The organism is Candidatus Allofontibacter sp., assembly GCF_038145245.1.
Lineage (GTDB): Bacteria > Pseudomonadota > Alphaproteobacteria > Pelagibacterales > Pelagibacteraceae > Fontibacterium.
The window spans coordinates 46,767-66,514 of record NZ_JAYQPI010000002.1 but is presented as its reverse complement, the minus strand read 5'-3'; the positions used below and the strand labels follow the sequence as shown (position 1 = coordinate 66,514).

Annotated in this window: 27 protein-coding genes; 7 read left to right on the top strand and 20 right to left on the bottom strand. The window is 28.1% G+C overall.

Translation table 11 applies throughout. The features are described 5' to 3' along the window. The first annotated feature begins 1 nt into the window (after position 1). Together atpD and atpC are read left to right on the top strand one after the other, a co-directional pair. On the top strand, positions 2-1,426 hold the full coding sequence (gene atpD / locus AC8IGH_RS01005; protein WP_507418851.1) for a F0F1 ATP synthase subunit beta: 1,425 nt from the start codon (positions 2-4) through the stop codon (positions 1,424-1,426). Positions 1,427-1,431: 5 nt separating this feature from the next. Next, positions 1,432-1,824 carry an ATP synthase F1 subunit epsilon gene (atpC, locus tag AC8IGH_RS01000; protein ID WP_507418850.1) on the top strand — a complete coding sequence of 131 codons (393 nt, stop codon included), beginning with the start codon at positions 1,432-1,434 and terminating at the stop codon, positions 1,822-1,824. Here atpC and AC8IGH_RS00995 read toward each other — a convergent pair. From AC8IGH_RS00995 to metW, 12 genes are all read right to left on the bottom strand, one after another. Continuing rightward, positions 1,821-2,288 (bottom strand): RNA pyrophosphohydrolase, encoded by a 468-nt coding sequence (locus AC8IGH_RS00995; RefSeq protein ID WP_507418849.1) that lies wholly within the window; start codon positions 2,286-2,288, stop codon positions 1,821-1,823. The genes atpC and AC8IGH_RS00995 overlap by 4 nt on opposite strands. Then, entirely contained in the window at positions 2,285-3,430 is a 1,146-nt protein-coding gene (locus AC8IGH_RS00990; protein ID WP_507418848.1) for a S41 family peptidase, read from the bottom strand. The genes AC8IGH_RS00995 and AC8IGH_RS00990 overlap by 4 nt, the downstream gene beginning before the upstream one ends. A gap of 2 nt (positions 3,431-3,432) precedes the next feature. Next, positions 3,433-3,876, bottom strand: a complete 444-nt coding sequence (locus tag AC8IGH_RS00985; RefSeq protein ID WP_507418847.1) for a 23S rRNA (pseudouridine(1915)-N(3))-methyltransferase RlmH — start codon at positions 3,874-3,876, stop codon at positions 3,433-3,435. Next, on the bottom strand, positions 3,876-4,232 hold the full coding sequence (rsfS, locus tag AC8IGH_RS00980; protein ID WP_507418846.1) for a ribosome silencing factor: 357 nt from the start codon (positions 4,230-4,232) through the stop codon (positions 3,876-3,878). The genes AC8IGH_RS00985 and rsfS overlap by 1 nt, the downstream gene beginning before the upstream one ends. Beyond that, the gene (nadD, locus tag AC8IGH_RS00975) at positions 4,222-4,779 is read right to left on the bottom strand and encodes a nicotinate (nicotinamide) nucleotide adenylyltransferase (protein ID WP_507418845.1); all 558 of its coding nucleotides are present in this window, start codon (positions 4,777-4,779) and stop codon (positions 4,222-4,224) included. The genes rsfS and nadD overlap by 11 nt, the downstream gene beginning before the upstream one ends. Positions 4,780-4,797: 18 nt before the next feature. Further along, positions 4,798-6,060, bottom strand: a complete 1,263-nt coding sequence (locus AC8IGH_RS00970; protein ID WP_507418844.1) for a glutamate-5-semialdehyde dehydrogenase — start codon at positions 6,058-6,060, stop codon at positions 4,798-4,800. 4 nt (positions 6,061-6,064) lie between these two features. Next, positions 6,065-7,177 (bottom strand): glutamate 5-kinase, encoded by a 1,113-nt coding sequence (gene proB, locus AC8IGH_RS00965; protein ID WP_507418843.1) that lies wholly within the window; start codon positions 7,175-7,177, stop codon positions 6,065-6,067. Further along, positions 7,178-8,146, bottom strand: coding sequence for a GTPase ObgE (gene obgE, locus AC8IGH_RS00960; protein WP_507418842.1), 969 nt, complete (start codon positions 8,144-8,146; stop codon positions 7,178-7,180). Positions 8,147-8,199: 53 nt separating this feature from the next. Then, a complete protein-coding gene (gene rpmA, locus AC8IGH_RS00955) occupies positions 8,200-8,454 on the bottom strand; it encodes a 50S ribosomal protein L27 (RefSeq protein WP_507418841.1) in 255 nt (84 codons plus the stop codon). A gap of 7 nt (positions 8,455-8,461) precedes the next feature. Further along, positions 8,462-8,869 carry a 50S ribosomal protein L21 gene (gene rplU, locus AC8IGH_RS00950; RefSeq protein ID WP_507418840.1) on the bottom strand — a complete coding sequence of 136 codons (408 nt, stop codon included), beginning with the start codon at positions 8,867-8,869 and terminating at the stop codon, positions 8,462-8,464. Between the two features lie 81 nt (positions 8,870-8,950). Then, positions 8,951-9,712 carry a hydroxyacylglutathione hydrolase gene (gloB, locus tag AC8IGH_RS00945; RefSeq protein ID WP_507418839.1) on the bottom strand — a complete coding sequence of 254 codons (762 nt, stop codon included), beginning with the start codon at positions 9,710-9,712 and terminating at the stop codon, positions 8,951-8,953. A gap of 13 nt (positions 9,713-9,725) precedes the next feature. Continuing rightward, on the bottom strand, positions 9,726-10,328 hold the full coding sequence (gene metW, locus AC8IGH_RS00940) for a methionine biosynthesis protein MetW (RefSeq protein WP_507418838.1): 603 nt from the start codon (positions 10,326-10,328) through the stop codon (positions 9,726-9,728). Positions 10,329-10,570: 242 nt separating this feature from the next. Here metW and hisC point away from each other — a divergent pair, with 242 nt between their 5' ends. Together hisC and AC8IGH_RS00930 are read left to right on the top strand one after the other, a co-directional pair. Next, complete coding sequence (gene hisC, locus AC8IGH_RS00935) at positions 10,571-11,650, top strand: histidinol-phosphate transaminase (RefSeq protein WP_507418837.1); 1,080 nt, start codon at positions 10,571-10,573, stop codon at positions 11,648-11,650. Further along, positions 11,643-12,545: a prephenate/arogenate dehydrogenase family protein gene (locus AC8IGH_RS00930; RefSeq protein ID WP_507418836.1), complete on the top strand. Its 903-nt coding sequence runs from the start codon at positions 11,643-11,645 to the stop codon at positions 12,543-12,545. Before hisC ends, AC8IGH_RS00930 begins: the two co-directional genes overlap by 8 nt. Here AC8IGH_RS00930 and AC8IGH_RS00925 read toward each other — a convergent pair. The 4 genes from AC8IGH_RS00925 to argH are packed head-to-tail and all read right to left on the bottom strand — an operon-like array spanning position 12,542 to position 15,992. Beyond that, the gene (locus tag AC8IGH_RS00925; protein ID WP_507418835.1) at positions 12,542-13,231 is read right to left on the bottom strand and encodes a lysophospholipid acyltransferase family protein; all 690 of its coding nucleotides are present in this window, start codon (positions 13,229-13,231) and stop codon (positions 12,542-12,544) included. The genes AC8IGH_RS00930 and AC8IGH_RS00925 overlap by 4 nt on opposite strands. After that, a complete protein-coding gene (gene lysA, locus AC8IGH_RS00920; RefSeq protein WP_507418834.1) occupies positions 13,232-14,467 on the bottom strand; it encodes a diaminopimelate decarboxylase in 1,236 nt (411 codons plus the stop codon). Beyond that, the gene (locus AC8IGH_RS00915; RefSeq protein ID WP_507418833.1) at positions 14,467-14,607 is read right to left on the bottom strand and encodes a hypothetical protein; all 141 of its coding nucleotides are present in this window, start codon (positions 14,605-14,607) and stop codon (positions 14,467-14,469) included. The genes lysA and AC8IGH_RS00915 overlap by 1 nt, the downstream gene beginning before the upstream one ends. Continuing rightward, entirely contained in the window at positions 14,604-15,992 is a 1,389-nt protein-coding gene (argH, locus tag AC8IGH_RS00910) for an argininosuccinate lyase (RefSeq protein WP_507418832.1), read from the bottom strand. Before argH ends, AC8IGH_RS00915 begins: the two co-directional genes overlap by 4 nt. 78 nt (positions 15,993-16,070) lie before the next feature. Between argH and AC8IGH_RS00905 the strand changes: the two genes are divergently transcribed. Continuing rightward, complete coding sequence (locus AC8IGH_RS00905) at positions 16,071-16,565, top strand: TlpA family protein disulfide reductase (RefSeq protein WP_507418831.1); 495 nt, start codon at positions 16,071-16,073, stop codon at positions 16,563-16,565. Positions 16,566-16,567: 2 nt separating this feature from the next. On the opposite strand, the gene AC8IGH_RS00900 is transcribed toward AC8IGH_RS00905, so the two are convergent. Beyond that, positions 16,568-16,768: a twin transmembrane helix small protein gene (locus AC8IGH_RS00900; protein WP_507418830.1), complete on the bottom strand. Its 201-nt coding sequence runs from the start codon at positions 16,766-16,768 to the stop codon at positions 16,568-16,570. A 50-nt stretch (positions 16,769-16,818) separates the two neighbouring features. On the opposite strand from AC8IGH_RS00900, the gene AC8IGH_RS00895 reads away from it, so the two are divergent. Both AC8IGH_RS00895 and AC8IGH_RS00890 read left to right on the top strand, forming a co-directional pair. Further along, positions 16,819-17,484, top strand: coding sequence for an alpha/beta hydrolase (locus tag AC8IGH_RS00895; RefSeq protein WP_507418829.1), 666 nt, complete (start codon positions 16,819-16,821; stop codon positions 17,482-17,484). Positions 17,485-17,529: 45 nt separating this feature from the next. Continuing rightward, on the top strand, positions 17,530-18,099 hold the full coding sequence (locus AC8IGH_RS00890; RefSeq protein ID WP_507418828.1) for an HNH endonuclease: 570 nt from the start codon (positions 17,530-17,532) through the stop codon (positions 18,097-18,099). Here the strand turns inward: AC8IGH_RS00890 and AC8IGH_RS00885 are convergent. Genes AC8IGH_RS00885 through AC8IGH_RS00875 form a run of 3 tightly spaced genes read right to left on the bottom strand, consistent with a single transcriptional unit; the run spans position 18,096 to position 19,713 of the window. Then, the gene (locus AC8IGH_RS00885; protein ID WP_507418827.1) at positions 18,096-18,635 is read right to left on the bottom strand and encodes a demethoxyubiquinone hydroxylase family protein; all 540 of its coding nucleotides are present in this window, start codon (positions 18,633-18,635) and stop codon (positions 18,096-18,098) included. The genes AC8IGH_RS00890 and AC8IGH_RS00885 overlap by 4 nt on opposite strands. Then, the gene (locus AC8IGH_RS00880) at positions 18,611-19,096 is read right to left on the bottom strand and encodes a disulfide bond formation protein B (RefSeq protein WP_507418826.1); all 486 of its coding nucleotides are present in this window, start codon (positions 19,094-19,096) and stop codon (positions 18,611-18,613) included. The genes AC8IGH_RS00885 and AC8IGH_RS00880 overlap by 25 nt, the downstream gene beginning before the upstream one ends. Further along, positions 19,093-19,713, bottom strand: a complete 621-nt coding sequence (locus tag AC8IGH_RS00875) for a YqaA family protein (protein WP_507418825.1) — start codon at positions 19,711-19,713, stop codon at positions 19,093-19,095. Before AC8IGH_RS00875 ends, AC8IGH_RS00880 begins: the two co-directional genes overlap by 4 nt. Between the last annotated feature and the right edge of the window lie 35 nt (positions 19,714-19,748).

The following is a 19,748-nucleotide window of genomic DNA, read 5'->3' as shown; positions in this document are numbered from 1 at the left end:
TATGGAAAATAAATTTGGAAAAATAGTTCAGGTTATTGGAGCGGTTGTAGACGTAAAATTTGATAAGGATCTACCTGAGATTCTAACAGCACTTGAGTGTGATAATAATGGATTAAGAGTAGTTTTAGAAGTTGCTCAGCATCTTGGCGAAAATACAGTCAGAACTATCGCAATGGATACTACAGAAGGATTAAAAAGAGGGGATAAAGTTACGAATACGGGAAAACCCATTACAGTTCCAGTTGGCCCAGAAACATTAGGTAGAATTATTAATGTTATTGGCGAGCCAATCGATCAAAAAGGACCAGTAAAGACAAAAGAAAATTGGCCAATTCATAGATCTGCACCTGCTTACGTTGAACAATCAACTGAGACAGAAGTTTTAGTTACAGGAATTAAAGTTGTCGATTTGCTTGCACCATATTCACGAGGTGGAAAAATTGGTTTATTTGGTGGAGCTGGAGTTGGAAAAACAGTTTTGATTATGGAATTAATTAATAACGTTGCAAAAGCACATGGTGGTTATTCAGTTTTTGCTGGAGTTGGTGAAAGAACAAGAGAAGGAAATGATTTGTATCACGAAATGATAGAGTCAGGCGTTATTAAAACTGATGGTCCAGGATCTAAAGCCGCTTTAGTTTATGGACAAATGAATGAACCGCCAGGAGCAAGAGCTCGAGTTGCTTTATCAGGATTAACACTTGCTGAATATTTTAGAGATAAAGAAGGTCAAGACGTTCTTTTCTTCGTGGATAATATTTTTAGATTTACTCAAGCAGGATCAGAGGTGTCAGCATTACTTGGTCGAATTCCTTCAGCCGTTGGATATCAACCAACATTAGCAACAGATATGGGAAATTTACAAGAAAGAATTACAACGACAAGCAAAGGATCTATCACTTCTGTGCAAGCGATTTACGTTCCAGCAGATGACTTAACAGACCCTGCACCAGCAACTTCTTTTTCTCATTTAGATGCAACAACCGTTTTATCAAGACAGATCGCTGAGCTTGGAATTTATCCTGCGGTAGATCCGTTAGATTCAACTTCAAGAATTCTTGATCCAAGAATTGTTGGTGAAGAACATTATAGAGTTGCTAGGGAAGTTCAAAAAATCTTACAAAACTACAAATCTTTACAAGATATTATTGCAATTTTAGGAATGGATGAATTATCTGAAGAAGATAAATTAGTGGTATCAAGAGCCAGAAAAATACAAAGATTTTTATCACAACCTTTCTTTGTTGCTGAAGTATTTACAGGTTCGCCTGGAAAACTAGTTGATCTACAATCAACAATTAAAGGTTTTGATGCAATTTGCAAAGGTCAGTATGATCATCTGCCAGAATCTGCTTTTTATATGGTTGGAACAATTGAAGAGGCAGTTGCAAAAGCTGAAAAAATGGCAAAAGAAGCTGCAGCTTAATTTAAATGGCAGATAATATTCATTTAGAAATCGTAACTCCAAATCAAGTAGCTTATTCTAAACCAGTTGATAGTGTTGTTGTCTCTGGCATAGAAGGAGAGATGGAAATATTTAAAGATCATATTTCTTTAATTACTTTCTTAAAAGCTGGAAAAATCATTGCAAAAGCTGGAACTAATGCAGATACATTTTTTTCTACAGGTGGCACAGTAGAATTTTCTAATAATAAATTAAGCATTCTATTAGATAATTTTTTTAATAGTTCTGAGTTTCAAAGCGAAGAATTGGCAAAATTAAAACAAAACGCTGAAAAGAAATTAAGTAATAAAGAAATTTCTGATGAAGAGATTTATCTAAATAATCAAATTATTGATCAAATTAATAATTTAAAATCTTAAAGAAAATTTTTAAATTCTTCTAAAATTTCTTGATAAAGTCTTTTTTTAAAAGGAACAATTAACCCAGGTAATTCTGAAGGTTTGGCCCAGCGCCAATCATAAAATTCTGCCTTTCTTTGTTTGATATTTATTTCACTTGTTGTTCCTAAAAATCTTGCAAGAAACCATGTTTGTTTTTGCCCTTTGTATTTTCCATCCCAAATTTTTCCAAGCAGTTCATTTGGTAGATCATAAATAAATTCTTTTTCTGATTTTTTTATGATTTCAATTGATGTAATTCCCGTTTCTTCTTTAAGTTCTCTTTTAGCAGCGCTTTCAACGTCTTCTTCATTATCAACACCACCCTGGGGCATTTGCCATGCTTTAGTATTATCAATTCTTTTCCCGATAAAAACTTCAGTTTCTTTATTAAGAAGCATTATTCCAACGCCTTTTCTGTAAGGAAGATTGCTTAAGTTCTTCATGACACTTTTAGAAGCTTAAGGGCATATATTAGTTGATTGTCATTTACAGGGTCGTTTATTTTAAAATTATCTTTTTGTTGCTCTACTTTGATATCAGGTTGTACTCCAATATCTTCAATTGTTTCTCCACTTGGTAGATAATATTTAGCAGTTGTTAATCTTAATCCACCGCCATTTGATAAAGGCATAATAGATTGAACTGATCCTTTACCAAAAGATTTTTCGCCAAGAACAATTGCTCGTTTATGATCTTTTAGAGCTCCGGCTACTATTTCAGATGCAGATGCAGATCCCTTATTAATAAGAACAATAAGTGGTTTTCCACTAATTTCATCACCCTTTTTAGAATTATAAACTTTTATATCTTTAAGATCTCTTCCCTTTGTAGACACAATTTCTCCACTGTCTAAAAATGCGTCTGATATTTTAATTGCTTGTGATAAAAGTCCACCAGGATTGTTTCTTAAGTCCAAAATGTAGCCAGTTATGTTTGGTTTACTTTTGTTTATTTCTTTAATTTTATTTATTAATTCATCACCACTTTTTTCATTAAAAGATCTCAATCTTAAATAACCTACGTTTTCTTTTACTTCAGAAACTACAGATCTAGTTTTTATTGTTTCTCTAATTATTTTTACAATAATTGGATCATCAACGTCGATTCTTCTAATAGTTAGAGTAATTGGAGTTCCGCTCTTACCTCTCATTGTGTTTACAGCTTCATCTAAAGTTAATCCTTTAACCTGTTTGTTATCTAATTTAATAATATAATCTCCCGACCTTATTCCAGCTCTGTCAGCCGGCGTATCATCAATTGGAGATATTACTTTTACAAGACCAGCTTCCATAGTAACTTCAATACCAAGACCACCAAACTCACCCTTAGTTTCTGTATTCATGTTCTTGAATGTTTTAGGACTCATATAAGAAGAGTAAGGATCTAAAGATTGAAGCATTCCATTAATTGCTCCATCAATTACATCACCTTCATTTATTTGTTTAAAATATTCTTTATTTATTGTTTCAAGAATATCACTGAACAGATCTAATTTTTCGTAAAGAGCGTCTTTTTTTTGTGAAAAAGCACTTAGCGATAATAAATTTAAGAATAAAAATGTAAGTATTAAATAAATTTTTTTCATTATTAAACTCTATGATATGGATGATTTATCATAATTGTGGCACATCTGTAAATTTGTTCAGTTAGTATTACTCTAGTTAAAGAGTGAGTAAAAGTAAGTTTACTTAAGCATATTTCTTCAAAACTTTCTTTATTTAGATTTTCTTTGAAACCTTCAGGCTCTCCTATAATAAATAATGTTTCTTTAACAGATGAATTGATTAATTTTTTTAGTTTTTTACAAAAGTTTTCAGTATTAAAATCTTTTCCATTTTCGCTAAGAAATATAATTTTTTTTTCTTTTTTATTTTTAATTATATTTTCAAGTTCTTTTCTAGAAATATGTTCAATTGCAAAACTTGTGATTCCGCTATTTTTTAGACTTTTAAGTCGATTTTCATATCTTTTACACAGCTCATTTTCTTCATCTTTGTTTAATCTTCCTAAACAAAGGACCTTAATTTTCATTAAACAAAAATTTTCTGATTTGGAATAATATCTTCCCACATTTTTTCTAATTCATAATTTTTTCTTTGTTCGTGGTGAAAAATGTGGATTATAACATCTATTGCATCAATAAGTTTCCAGTTGTCACTATCTCTACCTTCTATCTTGCAACCTTTAACTCCCATTTTCTTTAATTCTTCAATAGTATTTTCAGAAACAGATTGAATATGTCTAGAAGACGTACCGCTAGCAACAATCATATAGTCCGCTATAGTACTTTTATTTGCGAGATTAATTGTTACGATATCTTTTGCTTTATTATCATCAAGAATTTTAATTATTTCTTTTAGAAGCGCTTCTTTTTTTTTAATTTGCATTAATTATTTCTTTTATTTTTGATGATGAAATATTCATACCTTTTGTGCTTAAAAAATACCATCTATGTTGTTTATCCTTTAAATCTAAAGATTTGTACTTTTCGAGCTTCTTAGCAGCAATGGAATTTAATGATTTTATTGAGAATTCTGGTCTATTTATCACAATGATGGACAGCTTGTTTAAAATTTCATTATATTTTTTCCATTGATTAAATTTAATAAAACTATCAGCGCCCATAATAAAATAATATTTATGATCTATAGATTTATTAATTATGTAACTTACGTTATCAAATAAAAAATTCGATCCTGTTTCCTCTTCGATATATTGAATTTTAATTATATTTTTATTTTTTTTAATAAATGAATTGCACAATTTTATTCTGTCAGAAATATCTTTTGCTGTGCTATTTTTTTTTAAAGGATTCTTTTTTGTGATAAGCCATATAACTTTATTTAATTGGAATCGTTTAATAGCTTCCAAAGATATATTTAAATGCCCAACATGAGGGGGGTCAAAAGTTCCACCAAGGATACCTATTTTCATTATAAATTAATAAAAATATTAGGGTCTAATTTGTCCATTGCCTTTTACTAGATATTTATAGGTTACTAATTGTTCAAGTCCGACTGGTCCACGAGGGTGTAATTTATTTGTGGATATTCCAACTTCAGCTCCAAAACCAAATTCATTACCATCTGCAAATTGAGTAGAAGCATTGTGTAAAACGATTGCACTATTAACTTTAGATAAGAATAATGATGCATTCTTTTTATTATTAGTAACAATACTATCAGTGTGTCGGGTACCATATTTATTAATATGGGCAATAGCCTCATTTACCCCATTAACAATTTTTACTGAGATTGAGGAATCTAAATATTCTGTTTTCCAATCTTGTTCTGTTGCTAAGGAGATATTAGAATTTGAATAATTCTTTTTGGTAATTTTATCACCAATAATTTTGCACCCACTAATACTCAATAACTGTAATATTGGTTTTAAGTGAGTTTTTATGCATGCTTTATCAATCAATAAAGTTTCCGCAGCTCCGCATATGCTAGTATTCCTCATTTTAGCATTGAGCGTAATTCTTTTTGCCATGTTTAAATCTGCATATTTATCAATGTAGACATGACACAACCCTTCTAAATGACCAATGGTTGGAACATTAGACATCATTTGAACTTTTTTGACTAAGTTTTTTCCTCCTCGTGGAATAATCACATCTATGAATCTCTCCATTTTTGAAAGCATGTAATCAACTAGCTTTCTATTTGTATTATTAATTAATTGAATGCAATCTTCATTAATATTATTCTTTTTTAAAGATCTTCTAAAACATTCAGAAATAACTTTATTTGTATGAATAGCTTCGCTACCACCTCTCAAAATAACTGCATTACCGGATTTAAAACAAAGTGTTGCAACATCTGATGTAACGTTAGGCCTAGATTCATATATAACTCCAATGACACCGATTGGAACTGTATATTTATTAATTATCATTCCATTAGGTCTTTTCCATTTTGATATTATTTTTTGTGTTGGATCCCCAAGTTTAATAACTTCTTGAACAGATTTTATTATATAATTAATTTTTTTGTCGTTAAGTATTAGTCGATCAATTAAATTTTTACTTAAATTTTTTTTACTTGCCTTTAAAACATCGATCTTATTTGCGTTTAAGATTTTTTTTTTATTTAATTTTAGATTTTTATAAAAATCAGTAAGAACTTTATTTTTTCTTTTTTCACTTAATAGCGATAATTCTTTTGAAGCATTTATCGCGTTTGAACCAATATTATCTAAATAATTGTTACTCATAAATTTATTCTGCTTGATAAACTAAATTATCAATATGAATCATTTCGCCTCGACTAACATATCCTAATATTTCCTTAATTTTATCAGTTTTAAAACCAATAATTTTTTTAGCATCTAGGCTTGAGTAGGCGCTAATCCCTGTCGCTATACGCTTATTTTTTGAATTTATAATATAAACAGCATCACCGCGATTAAAATTTCCCTCAACCGCAGTTACTCCAATTGGCAAAAGACTTTTTCCACTTTTTAATGCTTTTTCAGCACCTTCATCAATCATTATAGAACCTTTAGTTGCAATAGAATTTAGAATCCATTGTTTCTTTGCATTCAACGATGATGATTGAGATTCAAATAAAGTATAATTCTTATCTTTAATAATATTCTTTATAGGATTATTAATTTTACCGCTTGTCAAAATCATATCACAACCAGATTGCATACAAATTTTTGCAGCTTTAATTTTAGTTATCATTCCACCAGTTCCATAAGAGCTGATGCTCTCAGAAGCAAGTTCTTCTATAGATTTATCAATAGTTTTTACTTTCTTAATGATTTTAGCATTCTCATTTTTCTTTGGATCAGAAGAATAAAGACCATCTATGTCTGAAAGCATAATTAAGCAATCAGCATTACATATTTGAGCAACTCTTGCTGCTAATCTATCATTATCACCATATCTTATTTCTGAGGTCGCAACTGTATCGTTTTCATTCACAATTGGTATTACAGACATTTTAAGTAAATTATTTATTGTTTCTTTAGCATTTAAAGATCTTCTTCTTTCTTCCGTGTCTTCCAAAGTTAGTAGTATTTGAGAAATATTGATTTTTTTCTTTTCAAATGCTTTTTTAAATAGATTAATTAATTCGATTTGACCAATAGCGGCTATTGCTTGGAACTGGCTTAATTTTGTATTTTTTTTGTTTATTTTTAATAAATCACAGCCAAGTGCAATTGCACCTGAAGAGACAATAATAATTTGCTTATTTTTTTTGATTAAAAAATTAATATCTTCTATTAATTTATTGAACCAATTCTTTTTAATTTTATTTTTTCCATCAACAATTAGACTAGAGCCTATTTTAATTACAATTGTTTTATATTTTAAAATGTCCATTTAAATAGCTCGTAATAAATTTTTTATATTAATATTTTTTTCAACAGATATATCATAAACTTTTTTCTTAATTTTTTTAGTAAAATTCATAATCTTTTCTTTTTTTTCTTTTTCATCTATTAAATCAATCTTATTAAACACTATAAGTTCCCTTTTTTTTATTAATTCTGGATTAAATTCTTTTAATTCATTTCTAATAATCTTGTATTTATCGACTAAATCTTTCTCATTAATATCAATCATATGAATAATGCTTTTGCATCTTTCTATATGTTTTAAAAATTTATCACCTAAACCAGAACCAGTATGTGCACCTTCAATTAAACCAGGTATATCAGCAATAATTATTTCCTTATTATCAACAGAAACAACTCCAAGATTTGGATTCAATGTTGTAAAAGGATAATTTGCAATTTTTGGTCTTGCTCTAGTTGATATTGAAAGCAAACTAGATTTTCCAGCATTTGGGAAACCAACGATTCCAACATCAGCAATTAATTTTAACTCTAGCCAAATTGTAAACTCTTCTCCTTTTTTTCCATAAGTGAATTTTCTTGGAGATCTATTAGTTGAACTTTTAAATTTTGAATTACCAAGTCCGCCTTGACCTCCTTTAGCTATGACATATTCTTGATTTTCTTTTATTAAATCAAATAATAAAGTTTTTTTATCTTCCTCATATACTTGGGTTCCAACAGGAACTCTTAAAATTAAATCTTTTCCTGAAAGTCCTCTTTTATTATTTCCAGAACCATTAAAACCATTTTGAGCTTTGTGATGTTGTGCAAAGCGATAATCAACTAAAGTGTTTAAACCATTCACAGCTTTTACAATTATTGATCCTCCGTCACCACCATCACCTCCGTAAGGTCCACCAAATTCAATAAATTTTTCTCTTCTGAAGGCAACGCAACCATTGCCTCCGTCTCCTGCTTTAATCATGATTTTAACTTGATCTAAAAATTTCATACTAGTACGCTATTGATTATAAATAAAAACCTCAGTTTAAAAATAAACTGAGTTTATTGAGGGATTACTGAAATGTAAGTTCTTCCGAGTTTTTTTGTCTCGAATTTTACAACACCGTTTATTTTAGAAAAAATTGTATGATCTTTACCCATACCAACATTATTACCAGGGAACATTTTTGTTCCTCTTTGTCTCATAATAATATTTCCAGCTATCACAGATTGACCGCCAAATTTTTTTACGCCTAGTCGCCTTCCAGCACTATCGCGTCCGTTTTTTGTCGATCCACCAGCTTTTTTTGTTGCCATTTTTTATCTATTTTTTATCTGTTATTTTAGTTTCAACTTTTTTTTCAGAAGTTTTTTTTTCTACAGTAGAATTTTTAACTTCAGCTAAAAGTTTACCACTTTTACCATAAATTTTTAAAATTTTCACTATTGAAACATTTTGTCTATGTCCACGTTTTCTTCTCGAATTTTGTCTTCTTCTTTTTTTAAAAATAATAACTTTGTCATTTCTTGCTTGTTTTAAAAGTTCAGCTTCAACATATGCACCATCGATCATAGGTGATCCTATTTCAGTTGAGGTATTGTCTGTTGTTAGAAGAACTTCTTTAAATTCAAAAACTTTACCAGCTTGATTATCAAGCTTTTCAATTCTAATAGTATCGTTTGCTGACACTTTATATTGTTTACCACCAGTTTTAATTACTGCAAAAGTCATATGTAATATTTTTAGGTCAGGGCAATATATATAGGTGCCTTAGCTTGTCAAGATTGTGATTATGTTAAGGAATGTTGGTTTTTAGAAATTATCTTTTAAATCTCTAATCTTTTTAAAAAAATCTACTTCATTTAGACCCTCAAGTCCTATTGATTTTTTAAATTCTAGATCATCAAATTTCAAAAAAATATTAAATTTTATTTCTTCACTTATACTAGAAGGGACACTTGGTAATTTATTCTTAATTTGATTGCTGACTTGAGTATACTTTTTTTTAAGTTCTGGGTTGTTTTTATCAATTTCTATACAAAATTTTAAGTTGTTAATTGTGTACTCGTGGCCGCAATATAATTTTGTTTTAGATGGTAAGGATCTAATTTTTTTTAGAGAATTAATCATCTCTAAATAAGAACCCTCAAACAGCCTACCACATCCAAATGAAAATAAGGTATCACCTGTAAAGACAAATTCTTCATTTTTAAAATAATAAAATATGTGACCAGAGGTATGACCAGGAACATGCTCTACTAAAACATTGGATTCTTCAAAATTCCAAATTTGTTTATCTTTTAAAAAAATATCAATTCCTGGAATCCTATTTTTATCTTTTTCAAAGCCTAATATTTTTGAATTGAATTTTTTTTTTAATTCTAGATTTCCCCCTATGTGATCAGCATGATGATGGGTATTTAGAATATATTTAAGATTTAGTTTATTTATATTTAAAAAATTTATAATAGGTTCTGACTCAGAAGGATCGATAACGCATGCATTTTTAGTTTTTTTATTTTCTACAATGTAAGCATAATTATCTTTTAAACATGGAATAATATGAGTAACCATCATAAAAGAAAGATTAGTTTTTTTTGCTAATTAAAAAAATACCAAATTCTGAATAAAGATTTTTTATTTCTAAATTTAAATCTGAAATTGCTGAAGATTTATCTTGAGTTACAGCAACCGATTTTATTATGTCAATCTTATCAGAATGACACAAATCAAAAAAATCTTTAATTGTGCACATATGTAAATTAGGGGTGTCATGCCATGTGTTGGGTAAAGTTTTTGTAACAGGCATACGTCCTTTAAGAAGTAAACTAAATCTAACTTTCCAGTAGCCAAAGTTAGGAATAGATACAATCGCATTTTTTCCAATTCTTAAAAGTTCATGCAAAACTTTTCTGGGTTTGTAAAAAGCTTGTAGAGTTTGTGTTAGAATTACGTAATCAAAAGATTGATCAGGATAGTTAATTAGATCTTTTTCTGCATCCCCTTCGACAACAGAAAGACCTTTGCTTAGGCTTTCTTTGACTTTTTCGTGATCAATCTCAATACCTCGAGCATCAATTTTTTTTTCTTTTTTTAAGTGAAGAAGAATACTTCCATCTCCACAACCTACATCAAGAACTTTTGTGAATGGTTTTATAAAATCTATTACTATTTTTGACTCTAATTTCATTTAATTTAAAAAAACACTTTGTAGTGATTTTTTACCTTTTTAGCTGTTTGTATGCGCTCGCAATTCGGTAAATCAGCGCAAATGGTTTTTATCTTAGGGATAATTTATTGTCAATTTATTCGGTTTTATCATTGATCTTATTAATGTTTTCAAAAATTTTATAAGATTTATTTTTATAAATAGTATCAACCATAATAGCATTGTGTTAATTAAAAAATAAAATCAGCAATTATTTATAAAATATGCCGTTAAGATTTAAAAATTTTGATAATTTAAAATATGTAGGCGGGTTGTCACAAATAAAAAATATTAAAAAGCCAATAAAACTTTCGGCTAATGAATCTGCTTTAGGACCTTCGAAAAAAGCTATTTCAGCATTTGTTAAAAAAAGTACACAATTGTCCAGATATCCAGATGGAAATTCGAATATTTTAATTCAATCAATATCTAAGAATTTAAAACTTAATCCTAATAATATTATTATTGGAAACGGTTCAGATGAAATAATTAGCTTAGCTTGCCAATTATTTTTAAAACCAAATGATGAGGTTTTAGTCACAGAGTACAGTTTTTTAATGTACAGAATCTATGCAAAAATTTACGGTGGTAAAGTTATTGTAGCGCCTGAAGAAGATTTTAAAGCAAATATAGATTCTATATTAGAAAAAGTAACATCTAGAACTAAAATTATCTTTTTAGCCAATCCAAATAATCCAACAGGAACATATCTAGATAAAAATGAGATGCTATCTCTTAGGAAAAAATTGCGTAGCAATATTTTATTAGTAGTTGATGATGCGTATTGTGAATTTGTTATTAATAAAGATTATGTTTCTGGTTTAGATTTGTTTAAAAATTATAGTAATGTGCTGGTTACTAGATCATTTTCTAAAATATATGGTCTAGCAAGTTTAAGACTTGGTTGGGGTTATGGTCCCAAAAATATTATTTCCGCAATGAAACTTATTAAACCTCCTTTTAATGTTAATTCTGCAGCGCAAGTGGCTGGGGTTGAGGCTTTAAATGATAAAAATTGGTTAAAAAAAAATATAGAACATAATCGAAAATGGGCAGATATATTTTTTGAAAATTTTATTAATTTAGGGATTTTAACTAATGTTCCCGTTGCTAATTTCTTTTTGATGCGTTTTGATAATAAAGAAATAACAGCGGATAAGGTTTATGATAAATTTATTAAATCTAAGATCATATTAAGAAAAATGAAGGGATATGGTTTGCCTAATTCACTAAGAGTGACTATTGGAAATAATAAAGAAAATAATCTATTTTTAAGAACTCTGAATAAAATTTTTAATGTTTAATAAGATTACTATAATAGGGCTTGGTCTAATAGGTTCTTCAATTGCTAGAGCGATTAAAAAAAATAATTTATGCAAAATCTTAGTTGCTCATGATAAATCTAAAATAGTATTAAAAAAAACTTACAAACTTAAAATAACTAAACATATAGAAAGTAATCTTGAAAAAAGTGTCAAAGGTTCTGATCTTGTAATTATTTGCACCCCTCTAGGCACTTATAAGAAGATTGTTTCTGCTATTAAAGATCACTTAATAAAAAATTGTATTTTAACAGATGTTGGTTCAGCAAAAATTTTTGTAACAAATACTGTTAATAAGTTAATAAGTAAGAATACGATTTGGATTCCAGCTCACCCGGTTGCTGGCACAGAACAAAGTGGTCCAGAAGCTGGCTTTGCTGATTTATTTAAAAATAGATGGTGCATTATTACGCCGGTAAATAAAAAGAATCCTAGCTCTTTAAAAAAATTGAGTAATTTTTGGAAAAAAATTGGCTGTAAAGTTCAACATATGTCAGCTGAGCATCACGATAAAGTTATGGCAATCACAAGTCATATTCCACATTTAATAGCTTATAATATTGTAGGAACCGCAGCCAATCTTGAAAAGGATACAAAATCAGAAGTGATTAAATATAGCGCAAGTGGATTTAGAGACTTTACTAGAATTGCATCTTCAGACCCTACTATGTGGAGAGATATTGCTCTTAATAATCGAAAACAAATTCTTCATATGTTAGATAAATTTAATTTAGACTTAAGTAATTTAAAGCGTGCAATTATAAAAAAAGATGGAAATAAATTATTTAATTTATTTTCTAAGACTAGAAAGATTAGACAAGCGATTGTTAAAGCTGGACAGGATATTAATATTCCTAATTTTGGTAGAAAGAATTAATCGTAAATTTCTTTTTCAAGTTTATTCATAAAATCATTCATGCTTAAGCCTGGCTCAATTGGTTTTTTAAATTCAATTGAAATTTCTCCTGGGAATCTAAGAAAATTATCTCTAGGCCATACATCACCCGTATTTAATTTAACAGGTATGCAAGCAACTTTTGCTTTTTCATAAATTCTAGATACACCCTTTTTTAAGGGTACTCTTTCATTATTTTTGATTCTGGTTCCTTGTGGAAAAATAATTAGAGGAGAAGATTCTTTATTAATAGTTTCAGCAGTCTTTTCTAAAAAAACAAGATGATCTTTGGTAGTTTTTTCTCTATGAACTCCAATAAATCCTAATTTTTTTATACACCATCCATAAAATGGTATTTTAAATAATTCAGTCTTAACAATAAAAATAGGAGCATTAAGTACAGCATTAAAGACAAAAGTTTCACATATTGATTGATGTGCGGAAGCTATAAAAAATTTTCTATCTTTAGGTATATTTTCCAACCCTTTGAATATTATTTTTGTATTAATAATAAATCTTACACAAAAAATAATATAAAAACCCAACATGCGTGCCAACCACTGCATTGCTCTTCTTGGCATTATAAGAGTTGGCAAAGCTAATAATGTTGAAAAAAAAGATCCACAGTAAGTTGCAAAATTAAATACCAAAGATCTTAAAAAATGCATTTAATTAATCAAAGATTCTAATTTTTGTCTTTGTTTTATTACTTTGTATTTATTTTTATTAATTAAAATTTCTGCAGAATAAGGTCTTGAATTATAGTTTGAAGCTAAAGATCTTCCATATGCTCCAACATTATCAATACAAACATAATCTCCCTCATTTAGTTTTTGGTATTTATTGTAAGAGATAAATGTATCAGAACTTTCACAAACTGGGCCTACGAATTCGGTATTTTTATTAATAATAAATGTATTTTTTAACAAAGGATAAATTTGATGTTTTGCACCATATAAAGCGGGTCTAATTAAATCATTCATTGCAGCATCTATAATTATAAATTTTTTTCCAGGCACATCTTTTAAATAAATAATTTGAGATACTAATACGCCAGTATTGCCGCAAATAGATCTTCCGGGCTCAAATATAATTTCAACTTTATTTGTTTTTTTAAATTTAAGTACAAGATTTGAATATTGATGTAGATTAAATTTTTTTTCACTGTTTGAATATGGAATACCAGTTCCGCCTCCAAGATCGATATACTTTAAGTTGATACCAACTAAATTAATTTTTTTATTAAAGTTTGAAAGTGTGTTTAAAACTTTTTTAAATGGATTAATTTCCATAATTTGAGAGCCAATATGAACGCTAATTGCTTCAAATCTTATGTACTCATAATGATATTGATTATTAAATATTTCTAAACAAGCTTTCATCGAAATACCAAACTTATTATCTTTTTTACCTGTAGATATTTTTTTATTAGTTTTTGCTGAGATATTAGGATTAATTCTGATACCGACAGATACAATTTTATTATTTATTTTAGCGATTTTATTTATTGCATTTATTTCAGCTTCCGATTCTGCATTAATTAAAAGAATATTTTTTTTAATTGCAAAATCTAATTCTTCCTCTGTTTTGCCAACTCCAGAAAAAACTATTTTTTTTGGAGAAATTCCTGCTTGAAGAGCAATTTTTAACTCACCAATTGAAACAACATCAGCGCCAGAACCAAGTTTTTTTAGTTCAGAAATTAATTTTAAATTTGAGTTTGATTTTACTGAAAAGCATATAATTGGATTTGCTTTTTTAAAATTTTTTTTAAAATTATTAAAATTAAATTTTAGTTGACTTAGAGAATAAAGATAAAATGGAGTTTTAATTTTAGTTGCTAGTTTTGATATAGCAATATTTTCAAAAAATAGATTTTTATTTTTGAATTTTAGAAAATTCATTAAATGATTTTGATATCAATTTTTGTTTCTAAAGATTGCTTCTCAAAATTATTATTTAAAGATTGGTAAACGGGATTATTCTTTACACCACAAGATGCTGTTAAGAATATTATTGATAATATTAATAAAATTCTAATCATTTAAACTCTTTTTGATATTTTTTTATCATTTTATTAACATTAAACGGCGATGTTCCGCCATAAGATTTTTTTGAATTTACTGAATTTTTTAAATCAAACATTTTTAAAACATCTTTTTCTACGCTTTTTTCAACTTTTTTTATTGTCGAAAAATCTAATTCATCAAGTGTTTGATTATTTTTTTCAGCAATATTTACTAGAGTAGCAGATTTTTTATGAGCGTCTCTAAAGGACATTCCTTTTTTTACTAAATAGTCTGCAAAATCTGTTGCAGTAGTAAAACCCAATTTTGCTGCTGCTAGCATTTTAGCTTTGTTTGGTTTTATTCCATTTACTAATTCTGTAGCAAGTTGAATATTTAATAAAAGTGTATCATATGAATCAAATATACTTTCCTTATCTTCTTGCATGTCTTTAAAGTAAGCGAGCGGCAAGCCTTTCATTGTAGTTAGCATAGAAGATAACTGTCCAAATATTCTTCCAGTTTTACCTCTAATTAATTCTGCTGAGTCTGGATTCTTTTTTTGAGGCATAATTGAAGAACCTGTTAATAAACTATCTTCAAGAGTGATTAAATTTACAAGATCTGAATTCCAAATAATTATTTCTTCCGCAAGTCTTGAAAGATGCATTGAACATAAAGATGCTATAAATAAGAATTCAATAGCAAAATCTCTATCAGATACTGAGTCAATCGAGTTGTCAGTAGGTTTTTTAAATCCAAGTTTTTTTGAAGTAAAATGTCTATCTATATTATATGATGTTCCAGCAAGAGCAGCAGATCCAAGAGGATTTTCACTAATATTCTCTAAGAAACTTTTGATTCTTTTTTTGTCTCTTTTGAACATCTCTACATATGCTAATAAATAATGAGAAAATAATACTGGTTGTGCATTTTTAAGATGCGTGAATCCAGGCATAATTACATCAATATTCTTTTTAGCTTTATTTAAAAAACTTTTTATGAGTAGAGTTAAATTTTTATCAATAATGATTGCAGATTTTTTTACCCAAAGTTTAAAATCTGTGACTACCTGATCATTTCTTGATCTTGCAGTGTGAAGAAATCCGGCATGATCTCCTATAATTTCAAATAATCTTTTTTCAACATTAAGATGGATATCTTCATGTTCTTTTTTAAATTCAAATTTATTATTTTTTATTTCTATTTTAATCTTTTTTAATCCAGTAATAATTTTTTTAGCAGACTCACTTTTAATAATTTTCTGCTTAGATAACATTTCGCAATGAGCAATAGATGCATCAATATCTTCATTAAATAATCTTTTATCTACATCAATTGATGAGTTAATTGATTGTAAAAGTTTTGATGTAGGTTTTTTAACTCTTGTACCCCATACTTTATTTTTATTTGCTTTAGTCATATTTTTAATAATATATAAAACTAAACTATGTTTTTTTTACGTAATTTTTTTAAATATTTAGTTTGTATAACCAGTTTATTGTTATTTATTACTAATCACTCTTTATCACAACCTATTAAAGAACTTCCTTTTAAGAACATAGTAGTGCATGAGGTTCCAAAAGAAATTATTGGTGAGGAATTTATGGATTTTTCCAACAAAAAATTAAAATTTAATAAATTTGATCATCAAATAAATCTAATTAATTTTTGGTCTACCTGGTGTGTGCCTTGCAAAGAAGAAATGCCATCCATAGATAAGTTAGTTGATGTCATTGGAAAAGATAAAATAAAGATATTTGCTATTAATCTTGAAAAAATAAATAAAAAAAAGACAGACAAATTCTTTAAAGATTTAAATATTAATAATTTTTCAACTTATTATGATCCAGAGTATACATTAGCTAATAAAATTGGATTAAGAGGTCTACCAACAACATTAATTATCGATCGTAACGGCAAAGAAATAGCTAGAGTTATAGGTTCTATTAATTTTATTGATAAAAAATTTATTGATTGGTTACAAAATCTTTAAATTTATTTTTTGTAGAAATAAAATAAAGTCATTAAAATCACAATAGCAACAAATTGAGCGATCACTCTTAGTTGCATTAATTTATTGCTTCGTCTTTTATCTTCAATATTACTACCTAAAAAAAATGATTTTATTCCACGAATAAGAATTACGGTAACGACAATCAAAGCAACTATAGCAATAATACGACTTAAATCTGACATTAATAAATAGTTATCATAAAATGATTAAAATTATATAAAATAAAATATTAATGAAATTAATCGAAGAAAATATATTTTTAAAAACAACTTCTTTGTCACAAATTTCTACTAAGGCTAACTATTTAGTAGTTTTTTGTCACGGATACGGAGCTGATGGAAAAGATTTAATTAATATTGGAAATTATTGGCAAAGATTCTTGCCAGATTTTTATTTCACTTCACCTAATGCACCCAATTCATGTTCAGTAAACCCAGGAGGATTTGAATGGTTTGATCTTATGAGTCATGACGTTAAAAAGATAGGTTTTGAACTGGAAAATTCAATTTTTAAATTAACAGAATTTATTAATGCAAAATTAAAAGAATTAAATTTAGATTATTCAAAGTTATTTTTAGTAGGATTTAGTCAAGGAACGATGATGTCATTACACTATGCTTTGACGAATTCTAATAAGATCGCCGGAGTAGTTGGTTATTCAGGAAAAATTTATGATCCTATTTTTTTAGCAAAAAATATTAAATCAAAACCTTCAATTTTTTTAATGCACGGAGATGATGATAGCATCGTTCCTTTAGAGGAAATGATGGAGGCAAAAAATTTTTTAATACAAAACAAGTTTAACTTAAAAACAAAAGTTTTTAAAGGCTGTGGTCATTCTATTCCTGTAGAAGGATTAAGTTTAGGATTAGAATTTATTAACATCAATAAAAAATAAATATTTTGATTAAAAATAAAATTAATATATCAATTGTAGTGCCAAATGATTATTACAAAATCTAATTCAGTGCCTTTGGATAAATGCCCTGCGCTAGTATTAAATGCAGACTATCGACCATTAAGTTATTACCCTCTATCATTATGGTGTTGGCAAGATGCCGTCCGTGATGTTTTTTTAGATAGAGTGACAATAGTTTCAGAATATGATCGTGAAATTAGAAGTCCTTCTTTTTCTATGAAATTGCCAAGTGTGATTTCATTAAAGAAATATATAAAACCATCCGAATTTCCCAATTTTACAAGATTTAATGTTTTTTTAAGAGATAGATTTTCTTGTCAGTATTGTGGAAGCAATAAAAATTTAACTTTTGACCACGTAATACCAAGATCTAGAGGTGGCATTACTTGTTGGGAAAATGTTGTGTCTGCTTGTTGTACATGTAATGTGAAAAAAGGGGGAAAACTTCCTCATGTTAGCGGGATGATACCAAAAACAAAGCCATGTCGCCCAACAGTAGAAGAGCTACATGAAAATGGAAAATTTTTTCCACCTAATTTTTTACATCAAAGTTGGTTAGATTATTTATATTGGGATGTTAAACTTGAAAGTTAATATTTTTTTGAGATCGTTATAGCTAATTTAGAACTATTTTTTATCAACGTATCTAGAATAGAATATAATCCATCGTTATTAGCGCCTAAATTTTCAGCAGTATTTTTATGTTCAAGCTCTTCATCTCTAAATTTGATGAATTTTTTCTTTAATTCTTTTTCTTCTTTGTAATCTTTAGATAAAATATCTATCTGCTCTCCATAATGGTTACCAATAACTTCTTCAACAGCAGAAGTGCATAAAGCTGTTGCTTTTTTTCCAAGAAGCGCTGTTCCAAAACCAAGGACTGTGCCAAGAACATCCCATAAAGGAAGTAAGGCTGTAGGTCTAACTTTTCTCTCAATAATTTGATTTTCGAAAAATTCTAAATGCTCTAATTCATGATCGCGCATGTTTTTTATAGTATTTTGCAGTTCAGGATCTTTATTAAAAAGTTGAAGAGCTTTTAATTGTCCTTCATATATTTTTATCGCACCACGTTCACCAGCGTGATTAACTCTGATCATTTCAGCTATTTGTTCGTTTTTTTTATCCATAAAAATATTTTATAATATAAAATTGTTAGAATTAAAGACATAATCATATTAATTGAAGCTAAAGATAAACCAAATAATTTAAAACTAACTTCTTTACATGAAGGCGCTAAGTTACTTTGTAATTCTTTTAAAAGAATATCTTTAGATAAGTTTTTACTAATTTCTGTTTTGCAGCTAGATAATTCGTTAATTAATCCATATTCAATCCCAACATGGTATCCAGCAAGAAAAATACTCACAAAAGATGTTGTAACTATCAAAAGCATTAATTGATTTGTCCAATTATTTTTTAAAAAAAACAATGCTGAGAATATTAAAATTAAATAATAGGGATAACGTTCATAAATGCACAAAGCACAAGGTTTAACTTTTAAAATATACTCAATAAATAATGCAGATAAAATAACAAGAACGTTGATTAGAAGAATATATTTAAAATAATTATAAATTTTATTTTTCAAGCAGCAAAGTAGTGTGGGAATTTAATATAAAATAAATACATTCCTGCAATAACTAAAATAAAACTTCCAATTACCCATGCTAAAAAAGTTGTAAATTTTTTCTCAATTTGCTGTTGAATCTTAGGTCCAAATTTTGAAAACAAATAAGCTAACAAGAAATATCTAGACCCTCTTGTAAATAATGCTGTAGCAGCAAATAAAGGAAAGTTGAAATGAACGAAGCCACTTGCAATTGCGAGTAAGTTAAAAGGAAGAGGTGTAAATCCTGAGATAAACAAAATGAAAGCAAAAGCTATCATTGTGCTTTTTTTATAAAAGATAGCTAGGAATTTGTTAGGATCGTCAACGCCTGATAAATCAAATATATGAACGCCAATTTTCTGAAACATGAAACTTCCAATAGCATAAGCGGCAAGCGCTCCTATAAAAGCTGATACAGTTGCAATTGCAAAAATTTCAAACCATTTTTTTGGTTTTGCAATTGACATTGGGATTACAATTGCATCAGAAGGAAAAGGAAAAAAAATATTTTCCATAAAACACCAAGCCGCTAATGCATACTTTGCAAATTTGTGCCCAGCTAGTTTTATAAGTTTATTTAATGCATTTTTTAACATTCGCTTGTCATGTATATTCGAATTTATATAATTGA